General features: G+C 72.8%; 28 protein-coding genes. 17 read left to right on the top strand and 11 right to left on the bottom strand.

Annotated elements, in window-relative coordinates; translation table 11 throughout:
• The first annotated feature begins 118 nt into the window (after positions 1–118).
• Positions 119–1,291: an ROK family transcriptional regulator gene (locus ACZ6N8_RS00940; RefSeq protein WP_466006739.1), complete on the top strand. Its 1,173-nt coding sequence runs from the start codon at positions 119–121 to the stop codon at positions 1,289–1,291.
• 116 nt (positions 1,292–1,407) lie between these two features.
• Here the strand turns inward: ACZ6N8_RS00940 and ACZ6N8_RS00935 are convergent, their stop codons facing one another.
• A complete protein-coding gene (locus tag ACZ6N8_RS00935; protein ID WP_466006738.1) occupies positions 1,408–2,424 on the bottom strand; it encodes an ABC transporter permease subunit in 1,017 nt (338 codons plus the stop codon).
• The gene (locus tag ACZ6N8_RS00930) at positions 2,421–3,428 is read right to left on the bottom strand and encodes an ABC transporter ATP-binding protein (protein ID WP_466006737.1); all 1,008 of its coding nucleotides are present in this window, start codon (positions 3,426–3,428) and stop codon (positions 2,421–2,423) included. The genes ACZ6N8_RS00935 and ACZ6N8_RS00930 overlap by 4 nt, the downstream gene beginning before the upstream one ends.
• Before the next feature lie 131 nt (positions 3,429–3,559).
• On the opposite strand from ACZ6N8_RS00930, the gene ACZ6N8_RS00925 reads away from it, so the two are divergent.
• Together ACZ6N8_RS00925 and ACZ6N8_RS00920 are read left to right on the top strand one after the other, a co-directional pair.
• Positions 3,560–4,402 carry an ABC transporter ATP-binding protein gene (locus ACZ6N8_RS00925; protein WP_466006736.1) on the top strand — a complete coding sequence of 281 codons (843 nt, stop codon included), beginning with the start codon at positions 3,560–3,562 and terminating at the stop codon, positions 4,400–4,402.
• 17 nt (positions 4,403–4,419) lie between these two features.
• Positions 4,420–5,316: a ribokinase gene (locus tag ACZ6N8_RS00920; protein ID WP_466006735.1), complete on the top strand. Its 897-nt coding sequence runs from the start codon at positions 4,420–4,422 to the stop codon at positions 5,314–5,316.
• Between the two features lie 12 nt (positions 5,317–5,328).
• Here ACZ6N8_RS00920 and ACZ6N8_RS00915 read toward each other — a convergent pair whose 3' ends face one another.
• A complete protein-coding gene (locus ACZ6N8_RS00915; protein WP_466006734.1) occupies positions 5,329–6,057 on the bottom strand; it encodes a hypothetical protein in 729 nt (242 codons plus the stop codon).
• Between the two features lie 81 nt (positions 6,058–6,138).
• On the opposite strand from ACZ6N8_RS00915, the gene ACZ6N8_RS00910 reads away from it, so the two are divergent.
• Positions 6,139–7,686: a dienelactone hydrolase family protein gene (locus tag ACZ6N8_RS00910; protein ID WP_466006733.1), complete on the top strand. Its 1,548-nt coding sequence runs from the start codon at positions 6,139–6,141 to the stop codon at positions 7,684–7,686.
• A 4-nt stretch (positions 7,687–7,690) separates the two neighbouring features.
• On the opposite strand, the gene ACZ6N8_RS00905 is transcribed toward ACZ6N8_RS00910, so the two are convergent.
• On the bottom strand, positions 7,691–8,173 hold the full coding sequence (locus ACZ6N8_RS00905; RefSeq protein WP_466006732.1) for a DUF6232 family protein: 483 nt from the start codon (positions 8,171–8,173) through the stop codon (positions 7,691–7,693).
• 87 nt (positions 8,174–8,260) lie between these two features.
• The gene (locus ACZ6N8_RS00900) at positions 8,261–8,740 is read right to left on the bottom strand and encodes a DUF6232 family protein (protein WP_364367147.1); all 480 of its coding nucleotides are present in this window, start codon (positions 8,738–8,740) and stop codon (positions 8,261–8,263) included.
• A gap of 98 nt (positions 8,741–8,838) precedes the next feature.
• Between ACZ6N8_RS00900 and ACZ6N8_RS00895 the strand changes: the two genes are divergently transcribed.
• Both ACZ6N8_RS00895 and ACZ6N8_RS00890 read left to right on the top strand, forming a co-directional pair.
• Positions 8,839–9,612 (top strand): enoyl-CoA hydratase-related protein, encoded by a 774-nt coding sequence (locus tag ACZ6N8_RS00895; protein ID WP_466006731.1) that lies wholly within the window; start codon positions 8,839–8,841, stop codon positions 9,610–9,612.
• Positions 9,613–9,694: 82 nt separating this feature from the next.
• The gene (locus tag ACZ6N8_RS00890) at positions 9,695–11,317 is read left to right on the top strand and encodes an acetolactate synthase (protein ID WP_466006730.1); all 1,623 of its coding nucleotides are present in this window, start codon (positions 9,695–9,697) and stop codon (positions 11,315–11,317) included.
• Between the two features lie 45 nt (positions 11,318–11,362).
• Here the strand turns inward: ACZ6N8_RS00890 and ACZ6N8_RS00885 are convergent, their stop codons facing one another.
• From ACZ6N8_RS00885 to ACZ6N8_RS00875, 3 genes are read right to left on the bottom strand one after another with little or no spacing between them, the layout of a single operon-like run.
• Complete coding sequence (locus ACZ6N8_RS00885) at positions 11,363–11,770, bottom strand: PLD nuclease N-terminal domain-containing protein (RefSeq protein ID WP_466006729.1); 408 nt, start codon at positions 11,768–11,770, stop codon at positions 11,363–11,365.
• A 27-nt stretch (positions 11,771–11,797) separates the two neighbouring features.
• Positions 11,798–12,103 carry a DUF202 domain-containing protein gene (locus ACZ6N8_RS00880; RefSeq protein ID WP_364367136.1) on the bottom strand — a complete coding sequence of 102 codons (306 nt, stop codon included), beginning with the start codon at positions 12,101–12,103 and terminating at the stop codon, positions 11,798–11,800.
• Complete coding sequence (locus tag ACZ6N8_RS00875; protein WP_425280156.1) at positions 12,100–12,480, bottom strand: YidH family protein; 381 nt, start codon at positions 12,478–12,480, stop codon at positions 12,100–12,102. Before ACZ6N8_RS00875 ends, ACZ6N8_RS00880 begins: the two co-directional genes overlap by 4 nt.
• Before the next feature lie 53 nt (positions 12,481–12,533).
• Between ACZ6N8_RS00875 and ACZ6N8_RS00870 the strand changes: the two genes are divergently transcribed.
• The 4 genes from ACZ6N8_RS00870 to ACZ6N8_RS00855 all read left to right on the top strand — a co-directional run bounded on the left by ACZ6N8_RS00870 (position 12,534) and on the right by ACZ6N8_RS00855 (position 15,682).
• On the top strand, positions 12,534–13,331 hold the full coding sequence (locus tag ACZ6N8_RS00870) for a GNAT family N-acetyltransferase (RefSeq protein WP_466006728.1): 798 nt from the start codon (positions 12,534–12,536) through the stop codon (positions 13,329–13,331).
• Positions 13,328–13,741 carry a hypothetical protein gene (locus ACZ6N8_RS00865; RefSeq protein ID WP_466006727.1) on the top strand — a complete coding sequence of 138 codons (414 nt, stop codon included), beginning with the start codon at positions 13,328–13,330 and terminating at the stop codon, positions 13,739–13,741. The genes ACZ6N8_RS00870 and ACZ6N8_RS00865 overlap by 4 nt, the downstream gene beginning before the upstream one ends.
• 187 nt (positions 13,742–13,928) lie before the next feature.
• Complete coding sequence (locus ACZ6N8_RS00860) at positions 13,929–14,708, top strand: electron transfer flavoprotein subunit beta/FixA family protein (protein WP_387112597.1); 780 nt, start codon at positions 13,929–13,931, stop codon at positions 14,706–14,708.
• 14 nt (positions 14,709–14,722) lie between these two features.
• Entirely contained in the window at positions 14,723–15,682 is a 960-nt protein-coding gene (locus tag ACZ6N8_RS00855) for an electron transfer flavoprotein subunit alpha/FixB family protein (protein WP_364367121.1), read from the top strand.
• 101 nt (positions 15,683–15,783) lie between these two features.
• Here the strand turns inward: ACZ6N8_RS00855 and ACZ6N8_RS00850 are convergent, their stop codons facing one another.
• Entirely contained in the window at positions 15,784–16,581 is a 798-nt protein-coding gene (locus ACZ6N8_RS00850; protein ID WP_466006726.1) for an anti-sigma factor, read from the bottom strand.
• Complete coding sequence (locus ACZ6N8_RS00845; protein ID WP_364367115.1) at positions 16,535–17,137, bottom strand: RNA polymerase sigma factor; 603 nt, start codon at positions 17,135–17,137, stop codon at positions 16,535–16,537. Before ACZ6N8_RS00845 ends, ACZ6N8_RS00850 begins: the two co-directional genes overlap by 47 nt.
• Before the next feature lie 230 nt (positions 17,138–17,367).
• Between ACZ6N8_RS00845 and ACZ6N8_RS00840 the strand changes: the two genes are divergently transcribed.
• From ACZ6N8_RS00840 to ACZ6N8_RS00810, 7 genes are all read left to right on the top strand, one after another.
• A complete protein-coding gene (locus ACZ6N8_RS00840; RefSeq protein ID WP_466006725.1) occupies positions 17,368–18,198 on the top strand; it encodes a DUF4397 domain-containing protein in 831 nt (276 codons plus the stop codon).
• Complete coding sequence (locus ACZ6N8_RS00835; RefSeq protein ID WP_466006724.1) at positions 18,195–18,860, top strand: class F sortase; 666 nt, start codon at positions 18,195–18,197, stop codon at positions 18,858–18,860. The genes ACZ6N8_RS00840 and ACZ6N8_RS00835 overlap by 4 nt, the downstream gene beginning before the upstream one ends.
• Before the next feature lie 110 nt (positions 18,861–18,970).
• Positions 18,971–20,146 carry a cysteine desulfurase family protein gene (locus tag ACZ6N8_RS00830; protein ID WP_466006723.1) on the top strand — a complete coding sequence of 392 codons (1,176 nt, stop codon included), beginning with the start codon at positions 18,971–18,973 and terminating at the stop codon, positions 20,144–20,146.
• Positions 20,147–20,266: 120 nt separating this feature from the next.
• On the top strand, positions 20,267–21,340 hold the full coding sequence (gene mnmA, locus ACZ6N8_RS00825; RefSeq protein WP_466006722.1) for a tRNA 2-thiouridine(34) synthase MnmA: 1,074 nt from the start codon (positions 20,267–20,269) through the stop codon (positions 21,338–21,340).
• A gap of 49 nt (positions 21,341–21,389) precedes the next feature.
• Positions 21,390–22,394 (top strand): uroporphyrinogen decarboxylase/cobalamine-independent methonine synthase family protein, encoded by a 1,005-nt coding sequence (locus ACZ6N8_RS00820; RefSeq protein ID WP_466006721.1) that lies wholly within the window; start codon positions 21,390–21,392, stop codon positions 22,392–22,394.
• A gap of 37 nt (positions 22,395–22,431) precedes the next feature.
• Positions 22,432–22,797: a VOC family protein gene (locus tag ACZ6N8_RS00815; protein ID WP_466006720.1), complete on the top strand. Its 366-nt coding sequence runs from the start codon at positions 22,432–22,434 to the stop codon at positions 22,795–22,797.
• 29 nt (positions 22,798–22,826) lie between these two features.
• Entirely contained in the window at positions 22,827–23,837 is a 1,011-nt protein-coding gene (locus tag ACZ6N8_RS00810; protein WP_466006719.1) for an ADP-ribosylglycohydrolase family protein, read from the top strand.
• Positions 23,838–23,847: 10 nt separating this feature from the next.
• On the opposite strand, the gene ACZ6N8_RS00805 is transcribed toward ACZ6N8_RS00810, so the two are convergent.
• Positions 23,848–24,369: a type II toxin-antitoxin system PemK/MazF family toxin gene (locus tag ACZ6N8_RS00805; protein WP_466006718.1), complete on the bottom strand. Its 522-nt coding sequence runs from the start codon at positions 24,367–24,369 to the stop codon at positions 23,848–23,850.
• Positions 24,370–24,408 lie beyond the last annotated feature (39 nt).

Raw genomic sequence — 24,408 nt, 5'->3', positions numbered from 1 at the left:
GGTCTACGCCCTGCCGGGTCGGCCGAGCGCTCCGCCCGCGGGTGGCCGTTACGCTACGGCTACCCGTTCGCAGGTCGGTTTACAGTTAGCAAAGTTTACTAAAACTAGAGGACGTGGCATGAGTGCGACCCGGCTGCCCGGTACCCCCCGTCTGTTGCGGGCGCTCAACGACCGAGCGGCACTGGAACTGCTCCTGGAGCGGGGCCCGCTGACCCGCGCCCGGCTCGGGGAGCTGACCGGGCTGTCCAAGGTCACCGCCTCCCAGTTGGTCGAGCGGCTGGAGGAGCGCGGTCTGGTCAGCCGGGTCGGCGAGCAGGCCGGCGGGCGGGGGCCGAACGCGCAGCTCTACGCCGTGCGCCCGTCCAGCGCCCACGTGGTAGGGGTGGACGTCGGCCCGGACCGGGTGGTGGCCGCCTGCGCCGACATCACCGGCGCCGTGATCGGCCGGGTGGAGCAGTCCACCCGGGACACCGACGACCCGGTGGGCGTGGTGCACAACGCCGTGGTGCAGGCCGCGAGCAGCGCCCAGGCGCAGCTGAGCAGCGTACGGCGGATCGTCCTCGGCACGCCGGGTCTGGTAGACCCCGGCACCGGCGACATCACTTTCGCCTTCAACCTGCCGCGTTGGCACAGCGGTCTGCTCGCCGCACTGCGGGACGACCTGCACACCCCTGTGGTGTTCGAGAACGACGTCAACCTGGCCGCGGTCGCCGAGGCACAGTCCGGCGCCGCGCAGGGGCTCTCGGACTTCGTGCTGGTCTGGGTGGGCGCCGGCGTCGGTCTGGCGATCATGCTGGGTGGGCGGCTGCACCACGGCAGCAGCGGCGCGGCCGGAGAGATCGGCTACCTGCCGGTGCCCGGCGCGCCCATTCCCCGCGACGTCTCCCGCCGCGCCAAGCCGGCCTTCCAGCAGCTGGTCGGCGGAGACTCGGTGCGGGCGGTGGCCCGCGAACACGGGTACCCGGACGTCGACGCCGCCGATGCCGTCCGCGCCGCCGTCGCCGACGCCGACGGTGGCGCGATGCTCGACGAGCTGGCCCGCCGGCTCGCGCTCGGTGTGGCAAGCACCTGCGTGGTGCTCGATCCGCCGCTCGTGGTGCTCGCGGGTGAGGTCGGCCAGGCCGGCGGGGCGGCGCTCGCCGAGCGGGTGCAGCAGGAGGTCGCCGCGATCACGCTGGTCCAGCCTCGGGTGGTGCCCACCGGGCTGACCGAGGAACCGATCCTGCACGGCGCGCTGCGCACCGCGCTCGACGCCGTCCGCGACGAGGTGTTCGGCTCCACCGTCGGCTGAGCGCGCTGGGGCGGTCATGTGAAGAAATATTTCACCGCTCGACGGCGGGTTGCAACCTCTTGCCGAGCCTGTGCGGGGCCCGTCGGGCAGCCCGGGGCCGCCCGACGGGCCGGCGATCAGATCAGATCGCGACGACGGAACACGGCGAACGCCGCCGCCGTCAACCCACCGGTGATCAGGAGCAGGACCAGCAGCGCGGGCCCCCAGGTCAGGCTGTAGAAGCTGTCGCAGGTGACCCCCGGCCGGCTGCCGGCGCAGAGCTGGGAGTCCCAGAACTGGGCCTCACCGGTGAGCCACGCCCCGATGTGACTGGAGAGCATCAGCAGATCCGGCCGCCGGGCGTCCACGATCTCCAACACCAGACGGCCGCCCAGCTCCCACACCACCGCGTACGCGGCGACCGCGCCGAGCGCCGCCGAGGTGTGCCGACCCAGCGCCGCGATGGCGAAGCCCAATGCGGTGGCCAGCAGCACAAGCACCAGGCCCCGCCCGTGCACCGCGCCCAGGGAACGCCAGAAGTCACCGCTCAACCGGCCCGCCAAACCGGCGGTCTGCCCGATCACCCAGAACGTCGCGAGATAGAACAACGACGCCACCACCGACACCACAAGCACCCCGCCGAGCAGGGTGCCCAGCTTCGCGCCGAGCACCGTCAACCGACGCGGACGCCACAGCAGCAGGTTCACCACACCGCCGGAGTTCAGATCCGCGCCGATGTAGGAGGCGCCGACCAGGAACCCGAACAACACGAGGAACGCGATCAGGAAGTACAACAGCGACTGGGCCTCTTTGGCGAAACTGAAGACGCCCGGCAGGAAGTCGGCAGCGACCGGCAGCCGTTCGGACCGCAGCGGATCCAGTTCCGAGCAGTCCGCGGGATACCAGTCGCCGCTCTCGTCCACCGGAGTCAGGCCGTTCTGCCGGTCCAGGCACGCCTGGTGGGTGATCTCCATGTCCCGGCGAGCCTCGACCGCCTTCGCCCGCGCCGAGGTCACCTCGTCGGCGCTGGGCTTGTGCGAGCCGGCGAGCGTGGTCGCCGCGGTGACACCGAACGCCAGCACCAGCAGGACGACCATCAACTGCACGAAACGGCGCGCGGACAGCCGCTCCACCTCGGCCCGGACCAGGTTCACGCGTCCACCCCCCGTACGTCGAGATCGATCAGGTCGCCCTCGTCGCCCGGCAGGGGCGTCGCATGGTCGACCTGGCGGGGCACCGACGGATGCTCGCCCGCCCCGGTCAGCTCCAGGAAGACGCTCTCCAGATCCGGCCGCAACGGCGTCAACTCACCCACCCACAGCCCCTGCTCGCCGAGCACCCGGCTGATGACCGTCGAGTCGGCCACCCCGCCCACCACAAGCGCCTCCGCGTCGACGGCCACCACCAGCCCGGCCGCCCGCAGCAGCTCGACGGCGCGCTCCGGCTCGGCCACCCGGACCAGGAACTCGTGCCGGTCATGGCCGGCCAGCACCTCGTCCACGCGGCCCGTCGCCACCCGCCGCCCCCGCGAGATGATCGTGACGTGGTCGCAGATCAGCTGGATCTCACCCAGGATGTGGCTGGACACCAGCACTGTCACCCCGGACGCCGCCAGCGACCGCATCAGGTCCCGCATCTCCCGGATGCCTGCCGGGTCCAGACCGTTCGCCGGCTCGTCCAGGATGAGCAGCCGAGGATCCTTCAACAACGCCGACGCCACAGCCAGGCGTTGCTTCATGCCCAGCGAGTAACCCTTCACCCGCTCGTCACCCCGGTCGCGCAGACCCACCAGATCCAGCGCCTCGTCCACCCGCGACACCGGTACCCCACCGGCGCGGGCCAGCAGCCGCAACGTGCGGTACCCGGTGAAGTTGCCGAAGAACTGCGGGCTCTCCACGATGGCGCCGACCTGGGCCGCCACCCGGGGCAGCAACTCCGGCGACGGCTCGCCGAGCACGCTCATCCGCCCGCCGTCGGCCCGGACCAGCCCGAGCAGGGCGCGCAGGGTGGTGGTCTTGCCCGAGCCGTTCGGCCCCAGGAAGCCGTGGATCTGACCCTCCTCGACCAGCAGGTCGAACCCGTCGACCGCCACCCGTTTGCCGCCGCGCAGGCTGCGGAAGCTCTTCCGCAGGCCCTCGATCTCGATGACCGCGCTCATCCGCGCGGCTCCGTACCCCGACCGAGCATGGGTCGTCCTCCGGGTTTGGTGATCAACGACACGGTGCCCCACCCTATGGCCGAGGCGCCGCCCGTGGGGGGCGCCGCGACGGTGCGTGGTTGGATGGAGTGGTGACTGGTGACCTGATCCCCGGCGCTGCCGACACCACCTCCGGCGCCGCTACCGTCGACCCGGATCTGGTGGTCAGCCTCGACGGCGTCGGCGTACGCAGGTCCGGCACCGCGCTGTTGCAGGACCTGACCTGGCGGGTGGAGTTGGACGAGCGCTGGGTCGTCCTCGGGCCCAACGGAGCCGGCAAGACGACGCTGCTCAACCTCGCCGCCGGCCGGCTGCACCCCACCACAGGTGTCTCGCACGTGCTCGGTGAGCGGATCGGCCGCACCGACATCAACGAGCTGCGTACCCGGATCGGGCTCTCCACCGCCGCCCTCGCCGAGCGGCTGCCCGCCGACGAGCAGGTCAGCGACGTGGTCGTGACGGCCGCCTGGTCGGTGGTCGGCCGCTGGCGGGAGAACTACGAGCGCGGCGACGAGGCGCGGGCGCGGGCCCTGCTCAGTCAGCTCGGCATCGGCGGCCTCGCCGAGCGCCGCTACGGCACCCTCTCCGAAGGCGAACGCAAGCGGGTGCAGATCGCCCGTGCCCTGATGACCGACCCGGAGCTGCTGCTGCTCGACGAGCCGGCCGCCGGGCTCGACCTGGGTGGCCGCGAGGACCTGGTCGCCCGTCTCGCCGAGCTGGCGTACGACCCGGACGCCCCGGCCCTGGTGCTGGTCACCCACCACGTGGAGGAGATCCCGCCCGGGTTCACCCACGCGCTGCTGCTGCGCGAGGGCTCGGTCGTCGCCCAAGGACTGCTGGCCGAGACGCTCACCGGCGACAACCTCTCCAAGACCTTCGGCCTGCCGCTGGTGGTCGAGCGGTCGGGCGGCCGCTACACCGCGCGCGCCAGCTGACGGGCGGAGGGCCTGACGTGTCCCAGACCCGGGTGGTCGTGGTGGGCAGCGCCAACATGGACCTGGTCGCGATGGCGCCCTCGCTGCCCCGTTTGGGCGAGACGATGCTCGGCACCGACTTCGTTATGGTGCCCGGCGGCAAGGGCGCCAACCAGGCGATCGCTGCGGCGCGGGCCGGCGCCTCCTGCGCCTTCCTCGGCGCGATCGGCTCCGACGCGTTCGGCGTCACGCTCAGGGCGCGGATCACCGCGGCCGGCGTGGACACCGCCCAGCTGCGGGTCGCCTACGGCACCTCCGGGGTCGCCCTCGTGATGGTCAACGCCCAGGGGGAGAACGCCATAGTGGTCACCCCCGGCGCGAACGACGCGCTGGTCGGCCTCACCGACGAGGAGTTGGCGACGGTACGCGGGGCCGACGTCCTGGTCGCCCAGCTGGAGATCCCGGTGCAGACGGTGACCGCCGCCGCGACGGCCGCCCGGGCCGCCGGCACGCGCGTCATCCTGAACGCCGCACCGGCCCGGGACCTCCCTCCGGAGCTGCTCGCGGCGGTGGACCTGCTGGTCGTCAACGAGGGCGAGGCGCAGGCCCTCACCGGCCGGGGCCGGGAGGAGCCGCGGGCGCTGCTCGACCTGGTGCCCCGGGCCGTGCTCACCCATGGCGGCGCGGGCGCCTGGTACGTCGACCGGGACGGCGCCGACCTGCACGTACCCGCGTTCCAGGTGGACGTGGTCGACTCCACGGCGGCGGGCGACGCGTTCACCGCCGCGCTCGCCGTCGGCTGGGGCGAGGGGCGTGACCTGGTCGACGCGGTGCGCTGGGCGTCGGCGGCCGGCGCCGCCTGCGTCCGTCGACTCGGCGCGTCGGTGGCGCTGCCGCAGCGCGCCGAGATCGACGAGCTGTACGCGGGGGGCTGACCCCCGCTCCGCTCAGCCGACGGGTTCCTCGCCGAGCCGCTCACCTCGGCGACGCAGCATGCCCAGGCCGGGGATGCCTGCGACGGCGAGCTTGAGGTCACGGGTGACGTCGAGCAGGTCGTGCAGGTCCGGTCCGACCCGGTCCAGGGTGGCAAGGATCGGCAGGATGTCCGCCGTCAGGTGTTCCTTGAGCTTCGGCAGTTCGTCGATGAGGTGGATCGCCGCGGTGATCTCCTCGTGGCTCAGTTCCTCGACGAACCTCCCGGCCATCGGGGCGGCACGGCGCAGCGCCGGCTCGTACGCCGACAGCAGTTCCGTGGCGGTGGCCGCCGCCTGCGCCGCGGTGCTCACTGTGCTCGCGGCGCTGCCCGCCACCGCGTCGGCCTCGGTGACGACCGTGGCGGCCTGCCGGGCGACCTGGTCGGCCTCGCTGACCACGGCGGCGGCTGCCGTCGCCACCCCGGTCGCGGTGTCGATGGCTGTGGTCGCGGCGGCGCTGATGACCGCCACCTCACGCACCGCCGCTTCGGCGTCGGTGAGCACCCGGTCGGTCCGGTCCAGGGTCGTCTCGATCCGGTCCACCACGCCGTTGATCCGGGTGAGCAGGGCTTCCACGCCGTCCAGCACCGCGAACGCGCGGGCGGGCACGGCGGCGAACGAGGCCGCCGAGCCGAGCGCCTGGTCGACGGCGGAACGGGTCAGGCCGACCATCGCGGCCGGTGTGGGGAGGGGGATCGCCATGGGATCCAGTGTGCGTCGCCCGCGCCGCAACCGCTCGTCCGGCGTCACCTGCGGGGCCGCCCGCGGCGGTAGGGTGCCGGCATGCCGGCACCCTCGCCGCACCGTCGTCCGAGCAACCGGGCCGCCGTCCTGCTGGCCGTGGTCGCGGCGGTCACCGCCGCACTGGGCACGCTGGTTCTGGTACGCGCCGACGCCGGCCTCACCGTCCGCCAGCTCACCGTCGACGGTGTGCCGTTGACCGAGGTGCGCGCCGAGCTGCCGACGCCCGATGTACGGCGTCCCGGTGTGGTCGTCGCGCACGGTTTCGCCGGCTCGGCCCGCCTGATGCGCCCGATCGCCGACAGCGTCGCCCGTCGGGGGTCGGTCGCGCTGCTCGTCGACTTCGCGGGGCACGGCGCCAACCCGGCGCGGCTCGACAGCGCCGCCTCCGACACGACGCTCGCCGCCGACCTGGACGTCGCCGTCGGGTACCTGCGGTCCCGGTCGGACGTGGACCCGGAGCACATCGCGCTTGTCGGGCACTCGATGGGCGCCGGGGCGGTCACCCGCTACGCGGCCGGGCACCCGGAGATCGCCCAAACGGTGGCGATCTCGCTGCCCGACGCCGGCGAACTCCCCCCGGGCCGACCGACGCGGCTGCTGCTGATCGTCGGCGGCGCGGAGTTCCCCGGTTTTCGGCGTGCCGCCGACGACGCGGTCCAACGGGGTGCGGCGGTGGGCCGGCGACCGGCGGTGGTGGTACCGGCCGTGGAGCACATCTCGGTGCTGTTCGCCCCGCGCACCCACGACGAGATCGTCAACTGGCTGCCCAGCCTCGACGGAACCGCCGCGCCACGGCCGCTCGTCCGGCTCGCCGGAGCGGCGCTGCTGCTTGTCGCGTTCGGGGTCGGCGTGGTTCCGCTCGCCGCCCTGCTGCTGCCTCGAAGGCCCACCGGCGGCCCGCCGGCCGATCCGGTGCCCGCGACAGCGGGCCGCCTGCCGGGCCTCGTCGAGGCCGTGCCGGCGCTGCTCGGGTTGGCTGCCGTCGCTGCTGGTGTCGGCGCGGTCGCCGCCGCGGTGCTGCCCACGGCCCGAATTCCACTCGCAGTGGGCGGCTACGTCACCGTATTCCTGCTGGTCGCCGGCCTGCTGGTGCTTGCCGGGCGCAGGTGGTTGCCGGGCGGGCGACGGGCGACCCCCACGTCGGGATCCGGCCAGGCCGTGGCCGCCCGGCCCCGGGCCGCGGTCGCCGCCCTTGCCCTGACCGGGTACGCGGTCCTGTCCGTCGCGCTGCCGATCCACCTCGGGCTGACGTCGGCGCTGCCGGTCGGCGCCCGCTGGTGGCTGCTCCCGCTGGTGGTCGCCTCCTGCCTGCTGTTCCTGCTCGGCGTCGAGGTGGTCGCCGCCGGCCGGGCCGGTCGGCACCTGCTGGTCGTAGCGGTCACCGTGCTGGTGCTGACCGGGTCGGCGCTCGTCGGTCTGGCGCCCGGGTTCGTGCTCCTGGTGGTCCCGCTGTTCGTGGTCCTGCTCGGCTGGCACGCCGCCTGGGCGGCGGTACTGCGGCGGTACGCGGTCCCGCGCTGGCTGCTGGCCACGCTCGGCGCCGTCCTGGTGGGCTGGCCGATCGCCACCACCCTGCCGTTGAGCTGACCGGTCATCGATGGTCGCCCTGCTGTTCGACGGCGCGCTGCACGGCCCGGTAGATCTGGCCGAACCGCAGCGCGTCAGGCGTGCGCAGCAGCAGATCCTCCCGGCCGTGGTGCTGCACCCACAGTTCGTGCACGTGGCTGCCGCGTTCGTAGGAGCGGTCCAGCCACCCGAGGGGAATCTCCAGGAACGGGATCGACGCCAACGCGCCCACCGCGAAGGCGGCGAGGACGACAAGCGTCACCTTCCAGTTGCCGCGTTCCTGCGCCGACCAGACCAGCGAGACGACGCAGATCAGCGCGACAAGCGGCGGCAGCGAGAGCAGCAGCACCAGGACACCGCGACCGAGCACCCGGCCGCGCACCGCGAGCGTCTTCGGACCGCGCGCGTGCCAGACGTACGTCACGTCGGAGAGGGCGACCACGTGACCACCCGAACGAATCGACTCGGAGGTCACCTGCACCGCGTCGTCCCGGTAATAGAGGGTCATCACTAAGCCTAACCACCGGCGGGCAACCCGCCCCGCGCGTTCCTCCGCCGCCGCGACGGCGGCGCAGAACGCCCGCAGGCTGGTCGGCTAGCGTCGGCTGGTCGGGCGGGCCGGGTTGGTGTGCTCGACCGCGCGCTGCACCGCCCGGTAGATCTGACCGAAGCGCAGCGAGTCGCCGGTGCGCAGCAGCCGTACCGGCTGGCCACGCCAGCGGGCCCACATCTCCAGTTGACGGCTGCCCCGGGCGTACGAGCGGTCCAGGTGTTCGAAGAGGAAGTCGGCGACCGGCCCGACGGCCAGCCCGACGAGCACCGACGCGCCGACGATAGCGATCGTCACGGTGGGGGAGCGGTGCAGCCAGACGGCCACGGCGATGCCGAGTACCGCGGCGATCAGCGGGCCGGCCAGTGCGGCGCCGATCGCGCCCCGGCCGACGAGCACCCGCCACGAGCGGGTGCCCCGACGGTGCCAGACCATGGTGATCTCGGCCAGTGGGTAGCTACGGCCGTCCACCCGGACGGCGGTGGAGGTGACCTGCACCGACCTGTCGTCGTAATACGTGATCATGGCTGGACTCCCGCCCGCGGGGCTGACACCACACTACTTACCCAAACGAGCCGGGTCGTAAGGTTGGCACGCGACTTCGACGAGGAAGTGAGGGCAGCGTGGGCGACTTCGTTCGGCTGGAGACCACTGACGGCATCGGCACCATCCGGCTGGAGCGGCCGCCGATGAACGCGCTCAACAACCAGGTACAGGAGGAGTTGCGCGCCGCCGCCACGGCGGCCACCGACGACCCCGGGGTCCGCGCCGTCATCGTGTACGGCGGGGAGAAGGTCTTCGCCGCCGGCGCGGACATCAAGCAGATGGCCGAGATGTCCTACGTGGACATGGCCGACCGGGCCGCGAACCTGTCAAGCGCGCTCGGCGCGATCGCCCGGATCCCCAAGCCGGTGGTCGCCGCGATCACCGGGTACGCCCTCGGTGGCGGGTGCGAGCTGGCGCTTGCCTGCGACTGGCGGATCGTGGCCGAGGACGCCAAGCTCGGCCAGCCGGAGATCAAGCTCGGCATCATCCCCGGCGCGGGCGGCACCCAGCGGCTGGCTCGCCTGGTCGGCCCGGCCCGCGCCAAGGATCTGATCATGACGGGTCGGATGGTCGACGCCGAGGAGGCGCTGCGGATCGGCCTGGCCGACCGGGTGGTACCGGCCGCCGAGGTCTACGAGGCAGCTGTCGCGTACGTGAAGCCGTACCTGACCGGTCCGGTGCAGGCGCTGCGCGCGGCGAAGCTGGCTGTGGACGGCGGCCTGGACATGGACCTGAACTCGGGCCTGGCCTGGGAGAGTCAGCTCTTCGCGGCGTTGTTCGCCACCGACGACAGGCGTGAGGGCATGACGGCCTTCGTGGAGAAGCGCAAGCCGGACTTCACCGGCCGCTGACGATTAGCCGAGAACTGTTCACATTGTTCCTACCGGCCAGTAGCGTGGGGCCTCGGTCACGAGGGACGAAGGGGAGCGGCGAATGACGGAGCGGATCGAGGGTCACGGCGGAGAGTTGGCGCTGGCGGCGCTACGCGCGCACGGCGTACGGGAGATGTTCACGCTGTCCGGCGGGCACGTCTTCCCCCTCTACGACGCCGCGCACAAGACCGACTTCCCGATCTACGACGTCCGGCACGAGCAGTCCGCGGTCTTCGCCGCCGAGGCGGTGGCCAAGCTCCAGCGCCGCCCCGGCCTCGCCGTGCTCACCGCCGGCCCCGGCGTCACCAACGGCATCTCCGGCATGACAAGCGCCTTCTTCAACGCCTCCCCGGTGCTGGTGCTGGGGGGCAGGGCGCCCGCGTTCCGCTGGGGCTCGGGCAGCCTCCAGGAGATGGACCACCTGCCGCTCGTCGCCCCGGTCACCAAGCACGCCGAGACGGTCTTCAGCACCGACGACATCCCGCGCGCGGTGGGCGCAGCGCTCACCGCCGCGCTCACCCCGCACCGCGGCCCGGCGTTCCTCGACTTCCCCCTGGAGACGGTCTTCTCCGTCGCCGAGGTCGAGCTGCCCGCCGTGGCGGGCGTCGACCCGGTCGTGCCCGACCCGGACGAGGTCGGCCGCGCCGCTCTGCTGATCGCCGCGGCGCAACGACCTGTCATCATCGCCGGCTCGGACGTGTACGCAGGTGACGCGGTCGCCGCCCTGCGCGAGGCGGCCGAGGCGTTGCAGGTGCCGGTCTTCACGAACGGCATGGGTCGCGGCTCGCTCCCGCCGGAGCACCCGCTCTCCTTCGCCAAGGCCCGTCGGGCAGCGCTCTCCGGCGCCGACGTGGTCGTGGTGGTCGGCACCCCGCTGGACTTCCGGCTCAGCTTCGGTGACTTCGGCGACGCCAAGGTGGTGCACATCGTCGACGCGCCCAGCCAGCGCGCCGCGCACGTGCAGCCGGCCGCCGCACCCGCCGGCGACCTGCGCCTGATCCTGTCCGCGCTTGCCGACCACTCCGGTGACCGCGCCGACCACAGCGACTGGATCGCGGACCTGCGCACCGCCGAGGACGCCGCCAAGGCCCGCGACGCGCAGGAGATGGCCGCCGAGACCGACCCGATCCGTCCGGCGCGTATCTACGGCGAGCTGCGCCGGGTGCTGGCCCGCGACGCGATCACCATCGGCGACGGCGGTGACTTCGTCTCGTACGCCGGTCGCTACCTGGAGCCCGCGCAGCCCGGCACCTGGCTGGACCCGGGCCCGTACGGCTGCCTGGGCACCGGGATGGGTTACGCGATGGGCGCCCGGGTCAGCCACCCGGACCGGCAGATCTGCGTGCTGATGGGCGACGGCGCGGCCGGCTTCTCGCTGATGGACGTCGAGTCGCTGGTCCGCCAGAAGCTGCCCGTGGTGATCGTGGTCGGCAACAACGGCATCTGGGGGCTGGAGAAGCACCCGATGCGGGCCATGTACGGCTACGACGTGGCCGCCGACCTCCAGCCGGAGCTGCGCTACGACACGGTGGTCAGCGCGCTGGGCGGGGCGGGGGAGACGGTCGCGAAGGCCGCCGACCTGGGGCCGGCGTTGCAGCGGGCGTTCGACTCCGGTGTGCCGTACCTGGTGAACGTGCTCACCGACCCGACCGACGCGTACCCCCGCTCGTCGAACCTGGCCTGAGTCGCACCCGCCGCCGTCGCCCCCAGTGGGGTGGCGGCGGCGCGCTCACACCTCGGGCCGGTCGCCCTCACGCGGTGGCTCACCGTCGCGTCGGCGCAGGTCGTCCTCGCGCCGGCGCAGATCCTCTTCCCAGCGGCGGAACAGTTCCTGGTCCTGCTGCTGGGCGCGTTCCTGCACGGAGCGGAGGAACTCGGGGTCGTCGTCGGGAGCGAGCGGGCGACGCGGCCGTTCGACGGTGCCACCGCCGGTCGGCCTGGTCCCCCGGGTGCCGGGTTCCCTGCCGGCGACGAACCAGGCGATCGATCCGACGAGCGGGAAGAACAGGATGATCAGCACCCAGGCGATCCGGGGGAGGGTGCGGATCTGGCCCTCCTCGGCAGAGAGGCAGCTGATCAGGGCGCAGACGGCGAGGACGATCTGCGCCAGGAAGAGGAGTACGTAGAGCCGGGCCATCCACCCATCATGGCGCACCCGGTCGCGTCACCACAGTCCGCGAAGCGCGAGCAGCACGCCCAGCGCCGCGAGCGTGACGGTGCCGAGTGCGACGAGGGGCAGCGTGCGGCCGCCGGTACGTGCCGGTCCGGTGCCGGTGCCCCGGGGCCAGCACAGCGCGAGCAGGGCTCCCCAGACCAGCACGGCGACCCCGGCGGCCAGCGCGCCGGCGGTGCCGCCTGTCGACCCGAGCCGTACGGCCAGCGCGGTCACCACTGTCAAAGCCAGCATCATGCGCCGCCACGACAACCGGGTCCGTTCCGGCTGCAACCCCGGATCGCGTCCGGCGCTCACCCTTCGCCGACCGCCCTGACCAGCACGGCGACCACCAGCAGCACCGCGCCGGAGCCGACGGCGATGGCGAGCACAGCGGGAAACCGGGAGGCGGGCAGCTCCTGACCGAGCCGGATGGCCCGTTCGGTACGCGCCCAGTGGTCCACCGCGCGGATCGCGACGAGGCCGCCGAGCAGCAGCAGCGCTACCGCGATCACCTCCCGCAGGTGGCTCATCGGCAGCGGCGGAAGGAACTGCGCGGCGGCCAGCCCGCCGCCGACGAGCGCGAGGCCGGTACGCAGCCAGGCCAGGAACGTCCGCTCGTTGGCCAGCGAGAACCGGTAGTCCGGTGGCTCGCCGACCGAGCGCAGGTCCGCCGGGTCGAACCACCGTCTCATCGCCTCCCACACGCTGCCGATTATCCGCTTGATCTCCGGCTTAGCCTGAGCCGGTGACCGATCTCGACGTACTGACGCTGCGTGACGCCTACGACAACCAACTCCGTCCGGAGATCCCCGACCCGGTCCCGGCCGGTGTGACGGTGGAGCGGGACGGGCCGCTGGTCCGGATCCTCGGGCTGGACGCGGGTGGATTCCTCACCTACCGCGACCTGGGCGGGTTGACCGGGGACGCGCTTGACGAACTGATCGCACGGCAGGTGCAGCTGTTCCGCGAGCGTGGCCAGTCCGTCGAGTGGAAGCTCAACGAGCACGACGAGCCGGCGGATCTGCCCGACCGCCTGCGCGCTGCCGGCTTCGTGCCGGAGGAGCGGGAGACCGTCGTGATCGGGCCGGTCGCGCCGCTGGCCGCCGCGCTGCCTGTCCCACCCGAGGGGGTACGCCTGCGTGAGGTGACCTCCCGGGAGGACCTGGAGCGGATCGCCGCCATGGAGGAGGAGGTCTGGCGGGAGGACCGCTCGCACCTCGTGTGGGGGCTGGCCAAGGAGATCGACGCCGACAGGCACTCGATCACCGTCGTGGTGGCCGAGGCGGACGGGACGGTGGTCAGCGCGGGTTGGGTGCGTTTCCCGGCGAACACCGGCTTCGCCACCCTCTGGGGCGGCTCGACCCTGCCGCAGTGGCGTCGCAGGGGCATCTACCGCGCGCTTGTCACCTACCGGGCCCGGCTGGCCGACCAGCGGGGTCGGACGCTGTTGCAGGTCGACGCGTCCGAGGACAGCCGGCCCATCCTGCAACGTCTCGGTCTCGTCCCGGTCACCACCACCACCCCGTACGTCTACACTCCGTGATCATGGAGCAGCGGTTGACGGACGAGGAGCGGTTGACCCTCAAGACCGGTGCGTTCGGCGCCGTCCTCCTGGTCACCAACGCCGACCCGGGGATGGTGGGCGTGTTCCGGGAGAGCTTCGCCGCCTCCGGCGCGCTGGCCGGCGCCAGCGGCGTGGTCAAGGAGGCGCTGACCACCGGCCCACTGCCCTGGCTGCCCCGCGACTCCGAGTTGGAGATCGAGTCTGTGGTTTTTCCGGCGCTCACCGGGGCGGTCCGGATCCTGCGGGAGAAGGCGCCGACGGACGTCGAGACGTACCGCTCGGTGGTGTTGACGGCGGCCGACCGTGCGGCCCGGGCGCACAACGGGGTGGCGCCGGCGGAGGCGGCGGTCATCGACCGGATCCGCGGCGCCTTGGCCGAGTCGGCCTGACCGCGCGGGTGTCGGTGAGCTGTGTCACTCTGAGTGCCCGGGAGCTGCAACCTACTGGCAGGTAACATTGCGTCGTGGGCAACCGCACAACAGCCCGCGGTTGACCAGGCGTCGACCGACGCGCGAGGCTGCGGCCCAGACCGGGCGAGCGAATCGCATCACCACACAGGAGGGTCGTCGAAGCGCGATGAATATCGTCGTACTCGTCAAGCAGGTGCCTGATTCGGGCGCGGACCGCAACCTGCGCAATGACGACAACACCGTCGACCGCGGTTCGGCGAACAACGTGATCAATGAGATGGACGAGTACGCCATCGAGGAGGCGCTGAAGATCAAGGAGGCGCACGGTGGCGAGGTCACCGTCCTGACCATGGGTCCGGACCGGGCGACCGAGTCGATCCGCAAGGCGCTCTCCATGGGCCCGGACAAGGCCGTGCACGTGGTGGACGACGCCCTGCACGGGTCCTGCGCCGTGGCCACCTCGAAGGTGCTCGCCGCCGCGCTCGGTCAGCTCAACGCCGACCTGGTGATCTGCGGCGCGGAGTCCACCGACGGCCGGGTCCAGGTCATGCCGCACATGATCGCCGAGCGGCTCGGTGTCGCGGCGCTCACCGGCGCCCGCAAGCTCACCGTCGACGGCGGCACGCTGACCGTCGAGCGGCAGACCGAGGAGGGCTACGAGGTCGTCACCGCCTCCACGCCGGCCGTGGTCTCCGTCTGGGACACCATCAACGAGCCGCGGTACCCGTCGTTCAAGGGGATCATGGCCGCCAAGAAGAAGCCGGTGCAGACCTTCTCCCTGGCGGACCTCGGCGTCGCGCCGACCGAGGTGGGCTTCGACGGCGCCACCAGCGCCGTGGTCGAGCACTCCAAGCGTCCGCCGCGCTCCGGCGGCGCCAAGATCACCGACGAGGGCGAGGGCGGCGTCAAGCTGGTCGAGTTCCTCGCCACCGAGAAGTTCGTGTGAGAGCGGGTCTGGACATGTCTGAGGTTCTCGTCGTCGTCGAAGCCACCAAGGAATTCGGCGTCAAGAAGGTCACCCTGGAGATGCTCACCCTCGCCCGTGAGCTGGGTACGCCCAGCGCGGTCGTGCTCGGCGGCGCCGGCGCGGCCGAGGCGCTGAGCGGCAAGCTGGGCGAGTACGGCGCGGAAAAGATCTACGCCGCCGAGGGTGACGAGATCGACGGCTACCTGGTGGCCCCCAAGGCCACCGTGCTGGCCGAGCTGGTCCAGCGGGTGCAGCCGGCGGCCGTGCTGCTGGCGTCGGCCCAGGAGGGCAAGGAGATCGCCGCCCGCCTCGCCGTCAAGCTGGACAACGGCATCCTGACCGACGTCGTCGGCCTGGACGCCGACGGCACCGCCACCCAGGTGGCCTTCGCCGGTTCCACGATCGTCAAGTCCAAGGTCACCAAGGGCCTGCCGCTGGTCACCGTGCGACCCAACTCGCTCACCCCGAGCCCGGCCGCCGCCACCCCGGCGATCGAGCAGCTCACCGTGTCGGTCACCGACACGGACAAGCTGGCCAGGGTCGTCGAGCGGGTCGCCGAGCAGAAGGGCTCCCGCCCGGAGCTGACCGAGGCCGGCGTGGTCGTCTCCGGCGGCCGCGGTGTCGGCAACGCCGACAACTTCAAGCTGGTCGAGGAGCTGGCCGATCTGCTCGGCGGAGCCGTGGGCGCGTCCCGCGCGGCCGTCGACTCCGGCTTCTACCCGCACCAGTTCCAGGTGGGTCAGACCGGCAAGACGGTCTCCCCGCAGCTCTACGTGGCACTGGGCATCTCCGGTGCCATCCAGCACCGGGCCGGCATGCAGACCTCGAAGACCATCGTCGCGGTCAACAAGGACGGCGAGGCGCCGATCTTCGAGCTGGCCGACTTCGGCGTGGTGGGCGACCTGTTCAAGATCGTCCCGCAGGCCGCCGAGGAGATCCGCAAGCGTAAGTGACCCCCTGCGCGACAGTGGCCGCCCCGACGTGTCGGGGCGGCCACTGCCTTTTCCAACGAGGGAGCTGATCGGCGGGCCGGGGAGCTGAGCCGGCCCACCGATCAGCCCGTCAGGGTGCCCCTCAGCAGGCTGTCGCCGGAGTGGCGGGTGTTGTTGTCGAACTGCTCGGCGGAGACGTCGACCACCGAGTAGGTCTTGAGGTCGACGTTCGGGGGCAGCGGCAGCAGAGCATCGGAGCCGCCCCCCAGGGTGCCGACCGAGAACATCTCCATCGTCGTCGGGTTGATGAGCCAGACCTCGTAGTACCCCGGGACGCTCGGGAGATTCGCCACATGCAGATGCAGTTGGCCGTCCTGGAGAACCCGGGCGTCACCAGTGGCCGCCGGCGGTGTCGATCCGTACGCCGCGAGTGGCGCGCGGGCCACCACCGCCTGCGGCGGAGCGGGAGTCGGGTCGTCCGAGCGCAGTACGGAGGCCGTCCCCACCACACCGACCGCCGCGGCGGCCGCCGCGGTCACCGCGACCGACGCCCAGCGGGACCAGCCCCGGCCCCGGCGGGACCGGCCCGCCGAATCCAGGCGGGTGACCGTCGTGCGGGCGGCCGGCTCGGCAGTCGTGCTGTTCGCCTGCTCAGGCACCTGTTGCCGACGGGAGTCGGAGAGCGACGGCAGGGCCTCCGCTGCTCTGATCTCCGCCGCGATGCCCTGCCAGATGTGCTCAGGCGGGTCGGGCAGGTCGGCGAGGCCCTGCGTCTCGGCGCCGAGACCGGCGACCTGCTGGAGCGTCGCCATCTCCGCCCGGCAGTGTGCACAGGTGTCGAGGTGGGTGCTCTCGCCGTTGTCCGCCTCGCTCTCACCGAGCGCCAGAAAGACCAGCCGGTCGTGGTCCAGGTGCTGCACCGTCCACCTCCCATCTGCGTTTCAAGCTCGCCATGCCGCGCCGGATGTGACTTTTCACAGTGCCCAGCGGTACGCCTGTCACCGCCGATATCTGCTGGTGTGTCAGGTCGTCGTAGAACGCCAACTCCAGCATGCGCCGTTGGTCGTCCGGGAGTCGGGCCAGCTCGTCGGCGATGACCAGCCGGTCCACCACCCGGTCGGGGTCCGGGCCCGTCTGTGCCGGCTCGGGCAGTTGGCGGACCGTCTCGGCCACCCGGGTCTCCCGGGCCGAGGCCCGCATCCGGTCGATCACCTTGCGCCTACCGATGCCGAGCAGCCAGCCGATCAGCGACCCCTTGGCTGGATCGAAGGTGTCCCTTCCCAGCCAGGCGGCGACGAATGTCGCCTGGGTCACGTCCTCGGCGTCGGCGCGGTTGGCCAGCATGGTGGTGGCCAGGTGCAGGACGGCCCGGCCGTAACGGTCGTAGGCCTCGCGCAGCGCCGCCTCGTCGCCAGCGCGGAACCGGAGGGCTGTGTCGTCCACCGGAGGGTCTGGATTCTGGGGTGGCGCCGTCATCAGGCGGCTCGCCTTCGATGGGGCATACCCGACTGTAGCTGCCACAGCCTCCGCCCCACTTTCCCGGTCGATGTCATCTCACCTGCTCTTCGTCTTTCGCCATCGGTACGGATGCGGACGACGCCGAAAAAGAAAAGTTCGTCAGGTGCGCATCCATCCGCCTCGGAGCCGGCGTAACCCGTTCTGCAAGCCAGGCCTGACGAATCAGCAGTAATCACCAGGAGGCAGACATGCAGCTCTCGTACTTCCGTCGGGTCGCCGCGGGCGGCGCCGTCGCCGCGCTGGCCTTCGCCGGCGTCGGCGCGTTCACCGCCAGCCCCGCGTACGCCGCCACGTCGAAGGTCTCCGTCGTGCACGGCATCCCGGACACCCCTGTCGACGTGTACGTCAACGGCAAGAAGACGCTCGACAACTTCAAGCCCGGTGACGTGGCCGGCCCGCTGAACCTGGAGGAGGGCGACTACGACATCGCGCTGACCAAGCCGGGCGAGCCGGTCGGCAGCGCGATCCTCAAGGTCGACAACGCCGCGGTGCCGGGTGGGGCGAACATCAGCATCGCCGCGCACCTCGACGCCGCCGGCCAGCCGAAGATCACCCCGTTCGTGAACGACGTCTCCAAGGTCGACGCCGGTAAGGCCCGGCTGATCGTCCGGCACACCGCCGCCGCACCCGAGGTGGACGTGCGCGCCGGTGGCACCCCGGTCTTCAAGAACCTCACCAACCCGAACGAGGCCAAGGGTGACGTCGACGCGGGCAACGTGAAGGCGGACGTGGTGCTGGCCGGCACCGACACAGTGGCCATCGGCCCGGCCGACCTCAACCTCAAGGAGGGCACCGCGACGATCGTCTACGCGATCGGCTCCGCCGAGGGCAAGACCCTCGACGTGGTCGCCCAGACCATCACCGGTCTGCACTCCGCCCCGGGTGGCGTGCCCAGCGGTGACGGCGGCCAGGCCGGCACGGGCGTGAACACCTGGTGGTACGTGCTCACCGGCGCCGGCGTGCTCCTGCTGCTCGGCGGTGGGGTGCGGATGGCCACCGCGCGGACCGGCCGCAAGTGACGGTGCGCAACCGCGGCGCGCTGGCGGCCCTGGCCGCCGGCGTTGCCGCGCTCACCGTCGCCACGCTCGTGGCGTGCGGCTCCCAGCCGGCCGAGGACGTGGGCGCCGACGAGGCGGCCAACCTCGCAACCGCCACCCCGACCCCGTCGGCCAGCGCGGCCGAGGGCCAGCCGGTCCCGGTGACCGCCGGGGAGCTGCCGGCCGGGGCGGAGATCGTCCCGCCGGTCCGGCTGGCGATTCCGGCGATCGACGTCACCGCCACGATCAACGCGGTGGGCATCAACAAGCGGACCAACGAGTTCGAGGTGCCGCCGAGCGTCGACAAGATCGGCTGGTACCGGTACGGCCCCGGCCTGGAGGCGGACGCCGGCTCGGTGGTCATCGCCGGTCACGTGGACAGCGCCCAGCAGGGCAAGGGCGCGTTCTTCCGGCTGCGGGAACTCGACCAGGGCGACACCCTGACGGCGACCGGCAGCGACGGCAAGGCCCGCAAGTACCGGGTCGTGGCCCGGGAGGAGTACGACAAGACCAAGATTCCGTTGGACCGTTACTTCGCCCGGGACGGCAAGCCGCGACTGACCCTGATCACCTGCGGTGGGCCGTTCGACGCCAAGGCCCGCAAGTACCGCGACAACATCGTCGTCACCGCGGTGCCCGCCTGAGCGGGTGCGTGGTCGCGAGCGGCCGGGGTGGGGAGACCCACCCCGGCGGCTCGCGCACAGGGCCCCTCCGCCCTCCGCATCCCGACCGCTCGGCCGTAGGCTGAACGGTGATGGCTTACCTGGATCACGCGGCGACGACTCCGATGCTCGACGAGGCACTGGAGGCGTACGTCGCCACCGCCCGCGAGGTCGGCAACGCGTCCTCCCTGCACGCGGCGGGTCGCCGTGCCCGCCGCCGGGTCGAGGAGTCACGCGAGCGGGTGGCTGCCGTTCTCGGTGCCCGGCCGTCCGAGGTGATCTTCACAGGTGGTGGCACGGAAAGCGACAACCTGGCGGTCAAGGGCATCTTCTGGGCCCGCCGGGACGCCGGCTCCGACCGTCGGCGGGTGGTGTCCAGCGCCGTCGAGCACCACGCCGTGCTGGACGCGGTCGACTGGCTCGCCGAGCACGAGGGTGCCGAGCTCGGCCTGCTGCCTGTGGACGACGCCGGTCGGCTCCACCCGGAGACACTGCGCGCGGAGTTGGCCGCGCACGCCGACCGGGTGGCCGTGGTCACCGCCATGTGGGCGAACAACGAGGTGGGCACCGTCCAGCCGGTGACCGAGTTGGCCGCCGTCGCCGCCGAACACGGCGTGCCGTTCCACACCGACGCCATCCAGGCGGTCGGCCAGGTGCCTGTCGACTTCGCCGCCAGCGGGGCCGCCGCGCTGACGGTCACCGGGCACAAGCTGGGCGGCCCGACCGGCGTGGGCGCTCTCCTGCTCGCCCGGGACGTGGCCGCCACACCGCTGCTGCACGGCGGCGGTCAGGAACGCGACGTCCGCTCCGGCACGCTCGACACCGCAGGCATCGTCGCCTTCGCCGTCGCCGTGGAAGCGGCGGTGAAGGGCCAGCAGGAGTACGCGGCCCGGGTGGCCGCGCTCCGCGACGACCTGATCGAACGGGTCCGCCGGGTGGTGCTCGAGGTGATCTACAACGGCGACCCGGTCGACAGACTGCCCGGCAACGCGCACTTCTCCTTCCCCGGCTGCGAGGGCGACGCCCTGCTGCTGCTGCTCGACGCCCAGGGCATCGCCTGCTCGACGGGCTCGGCCTGCTCCGCCGGCGTGGCGCAGCCATCACACGTGCTGCTGGCGATGGGCGCCGACGACGACCGCGCCCGCTCCTCGCTGCGTTTCACACTCGGCCACACCAGCACCCAGGCCGACGTCGACGCCGTCATCGCGGCCCTCCCGGCGGCGGTCGAACGAGCCCGCCGGGCCGCCGCACCCCGTACCCCTCGCTGACCAGCGCGGGAGCCCGCTCGCGCCGGTGCGCCGGGCGGGCGGGAGACCGGGGCGGTTCGGGGTGGCGGATAGGCTTGTGCGGGGCACGGCGAAGGCGCGCGGGGGGATGGGAGTGAGCTGGTGAGGGTTCTGGCGGCGATGTCGGGCGGGGTTGACTCGGCGGTGGCGGCGGCGCGGGCGGTGGCGGCCGGGCACGACGTGACAGGTGTGCACCTGGCGCTGGCCCGCAACCCGCAGACCTACCGCACCGGGGCGCGCGGCTGCTGCACCCTGGAGGACTCCCGCGACGCCCGTCGGGCCGCCGACGTGATCGGCATCCCGTTCTACGTCTGGGACATGGCCGACAGGTTCCACGAGGACGTGGTGGACGACTTCGTGGCCGAGTACGCCGCCGGCCGTACGCCGAATCCCTGCCTGCGCTGCAACGAGAAGATCAAGTTCGCGGCGGTGCTGGACCGGGCGGTGGCCCTGGGCTTCGACGCCGTGGTCACCGGCCACCACGCCCGGCTCGGCCCGGACGGGCTGCTGCGCCGCAGCGTCGACGTGGCGAAGGACCAGTCGTACGTGCTGGCCGTGCTCACCCGCGAGCAGCTGGACCGGTCGATGTTCCCGCTCGGTGACTCGACGAAGGCGCAGGTCCGCGCGGAGGCCGCCGAGCGGGGCCTGGCAGTGGCGGACAAGCCCGACTCGCACGACATCTGCTTCATCGCCGACGGCGACACCAGGGGCTTCCTCGCCGGCCGGCTCGGCGAGACGCCCGGCGACGTGGTCGACGCGAGCACCGGCGCGGTGGTGGGCAGCCACACCGGCGCGTACGCGTACACGGTGGGTCAGCGTCGTGGGCTGCACCTGGACCGGCCGGCGCCGGACGGGCGGCCCCGCTACGTGCTGTCCATCACGCCGACTACCAACACGGTGACCGTCGGCCCGGCCGAGGCGTTGGAGGTGTCCGAGGTCCGGGCCGTCCGTCCGGTCTGGACCGGCGGCGCGCGCCCGGACGCCCCGGTGGAGTGCGAGGTGCAGTTGCGGGCGCACGGCGACGTGGTGCCGGCCACCGTGGCCCTCGCCGGCGACCTCCTGCACGCCGAGCTGCGCCGCCCGGTACGCGGTGTCGCCGCCGGTCAGGCCATCGTGGCGTACCGGCCGGACCCGGCCGGTGACGTGGTCCTGGGCTCCGCCACCATCGCCGGCTGACCGTCCGGTCGCCGCGCGGCCCGCACCCGGACCGGGATAGCCTTCGGCCGTGACAGATCAGGCGTGGCCCTGGCCGGCCGGCGCGGCGACCGGAATCGGTTCGCTGCCCGGCACCGACATCGCCGAGGCGCAGAGAGTGGTCCTCGGTGAGCTTCCCGCGCTGCCCCATCTGCCCGAGTTGCCGGCCCGTGGTCCGGGGGCCGACCTGATCGGCCGTACGGCCGGGCTGCTGGTCGAGCTGCCCGTGGAGCTGTACGCCGGTCGGTGGCGGGTCGCTCCCCGCCCGGGGCGGGACCTGCGGCGGTCCCGCGACCTGATGGAACGGGACCTGGACCAGCTCGCCGAGCAGGCCGAGGAGTACGCCGGCCCGATCAAGGTGCAGGCCGGTGGCCCACTCACACTTGCCGCCTCGCTGGAGCTGCCGATCGGCGGCCGGCTGCTGCGCGATCCGGGCGCGGTCCGGGACCTGACCGGCTCCCTGGCCGAGGGTCTGCGCGCACACGTGGCGGCGGTGGCCCGGCGCCTGCCCCGGGCCTCGGTGCTGCTCCAACTGGACGAACCGTCACTGCCGACCGTGCTGGCCGGACGGGTGCCGACCGAGAGTGGGCTGGGCGCGTACCGGGCGGTGGAGTCGGCGGACGCGGCGGCACTGCTGCGGACTGTCGTCGAGGCGGTCGGCGTGCCGACGGTGGTGCACTGCTGCGCTCCGGAGGTGCCGCTGGAGCTGATCCGTTCCACGGGCGCCGTGGCGGTGGCCCTCGACCTCGACCTGGTCACCGACCTGGACCCGCTGGGCGAGGCCATCGACGCCGGCCTCGGTCTGCTGGCCGGGGCCGCGCCGACCCGGCCACCGTCGGCCGGTGTCGCGCCGACCTCCGCGCAGGTCGCCGACCGGGTACGTCAGCTCTGGGACCGCCTCGGCTTTCCTCGCCGGCAGCTCGCCGAGCAGGTCGTCGTGACGCCCGCCTGTGGCCTGGCCGGTGCCACCCCGCAGTACGCCAGGGCGGTGCTCACGGCGTGCCGGGACGCCGGGCGGCGGTTCACCGAGGACTGACGTTTTTCCGTCGTACCCGGTGGGCAGGATGACGGCCATGGTTGGACAGCTGCGTTCAGTGGTGATCGACTGCCCCGACCCGAGGGCGTTGGCGGCGTTCTACGCCGAGTTGCTCGGTATCCCTCTGGTCGAGGGTGATTCCGACGACGAGTGGGTGGTGCTGGGCGGGCCACCCGGGCACCAGCCCCGGCTGGCGTTCCAGCGGGCGCTCAACCTGCGTCCGCCGGCCTGGCCCGATCCGGAGCGGCCCCAGCAGTTCCACATCGACGTGACTGTCGAGGACATCGAGGCGGCCGAGAAGGCGGCGCTCGCCCTGGGCGCCCGGCGGCTGCCCGGTGAGGGTGAGGGCTGGCGGGTCTACGCGGATCCGGCCGGCCATCCGTTCTGTCTCTGCTGGGACTGACCCCGGCGGGGTTGCGGCGGCCGGGCATCATGGCCGCCGTGACTCCTCCCTCCGCCCTGCGCGCCTCCGGCTCCTTCTTCGGCCTCGCCTACGGTGACGCGCTGGGCAAGCCGACCGAGTTCCTGTCCGTCGCCGAGATCGAGCGCCGGTACGGCCCGACGGGTCCCCGGGAGTTGTCGGGCGAGCCGGCCCTGGTCACCGACGACACCCAGATGGCGTTGGCGGTGGGGTGGGCGTTGCACGAGGCGCCGTCGCTCGCCCCGGAGGCGGTGGAGCCGTTGCTGCGGCGACGCTTCGTGGCCTGGTCGGTCAGTCCGGACAACAACCGCGCCCCGGGGATGACCTGCCTGCGGGCCTGCGCCGGGCTTGGTCGCGGGCTGCCCTGGCAGGCGGCGACAGTCGCCGGGTCGAAGGGGTGCGGGGCCAACATGCGGGTCACCCCGGTCGGGCTGCTCGACGTCGACGCGGACACGCTCGCCGGTCTGGCCCAGTTGCAGGCCGGGATGACCCACGGGCACCCGACCGGGCTGGCCGCCAGTGAGCTGACCGCGTACGCGGTTCTCGCCCTGCGCGGCGGCGCCGCCCTGCCGGAGCTTCCCGCGCTCCTCGTCGAGCGGGCGCGGTCCCAGCGTGGGGTGTATCAGGAGCGTTGGCTGGGCGACCTGTGGCAGCGCGCGGGCGCCAGCTCCCCGGAGGCGTTCAGCGTCGAGGGCTGGGACGAGTGCCTGGCGGTGCTGGGTCGGCTGACGGCGGCGCTGGAGCAGCCGGACGACGAGGGCGACCCGTGCCGGGCCACAGGTGAGGGCTGGGTTGCCGAGGAGGCGCTGGCAACCGCGCTGCTCTGCGCCGTACGACACGCCGACGACCCGGTATCGGCGCTGGCCCGGGGCGCGACCACCGCCGGCGACTCCGACTCGATCGCCGCCCTGGCCGGCGCGTTTGTGGGCGCCGCCGCCGGGATGGCCGCCTGGCCGGCCGGGTGGGCCGACCGCATCGAGTACGCCGACCAACTCGCTACCCTCGGCGCCGCCTGGGACTGACCGGGGACGGTCAGCTGGTGGGCAGGTGGCGCAGCGCGCGGACCTGCTGCCACAGGTCGGCGTCGCAGCGGCCGGCACGGTCGGCGAAGTCGGCCGAGCTGATCCGGATCGGCTCGGTCAGGCTCAGGTAGCTGTCGTGCTCGGCCCCGGGGTCCCAGTCCCGGGTGGGGATCCGGACGTGGTCGTCCCTGTCGCTCTTGTCCTGGCTGGTGATCTTCAGGACGTCCGCGCCCCGCGAGTCGGCGCGCAGCACGAGACAGGGGCGCACCTTCGATCCGCTGCCGTCGGCGTACGGCACGTCCGCCCACCAGATCTCGCCGGCTGCCGGAGTGCCGCCGGCGCTGTCGCCCGACCGCGGCCGGGGCCGGCCGGCGTCGCGTGGACGCGGTGGGGTGGGGCGACTGCCGCGGGTGTCCCGACCCGGTCGGGTGCTCGGAGGCCGGTTCGCCACCCGGTGCCGCCAACTGTTCCACGCCCAGCCGGCGGCCACCGCCAGCAGGATCACCGCCGCCCAGAGCAGACCGTCGCGCATGCGTACCTCCTCGTGCGACACCTGCCGCTTCGTCCGGCG

Source organism: Micromonospora sp. NPDC047521, from assembly GCF_055587305.1.
The sequence above is the reverse complement of the archived record's forward strand: the minus strand, read 5'-3'. Positions and strand labels throughout refer to the sequence as shown.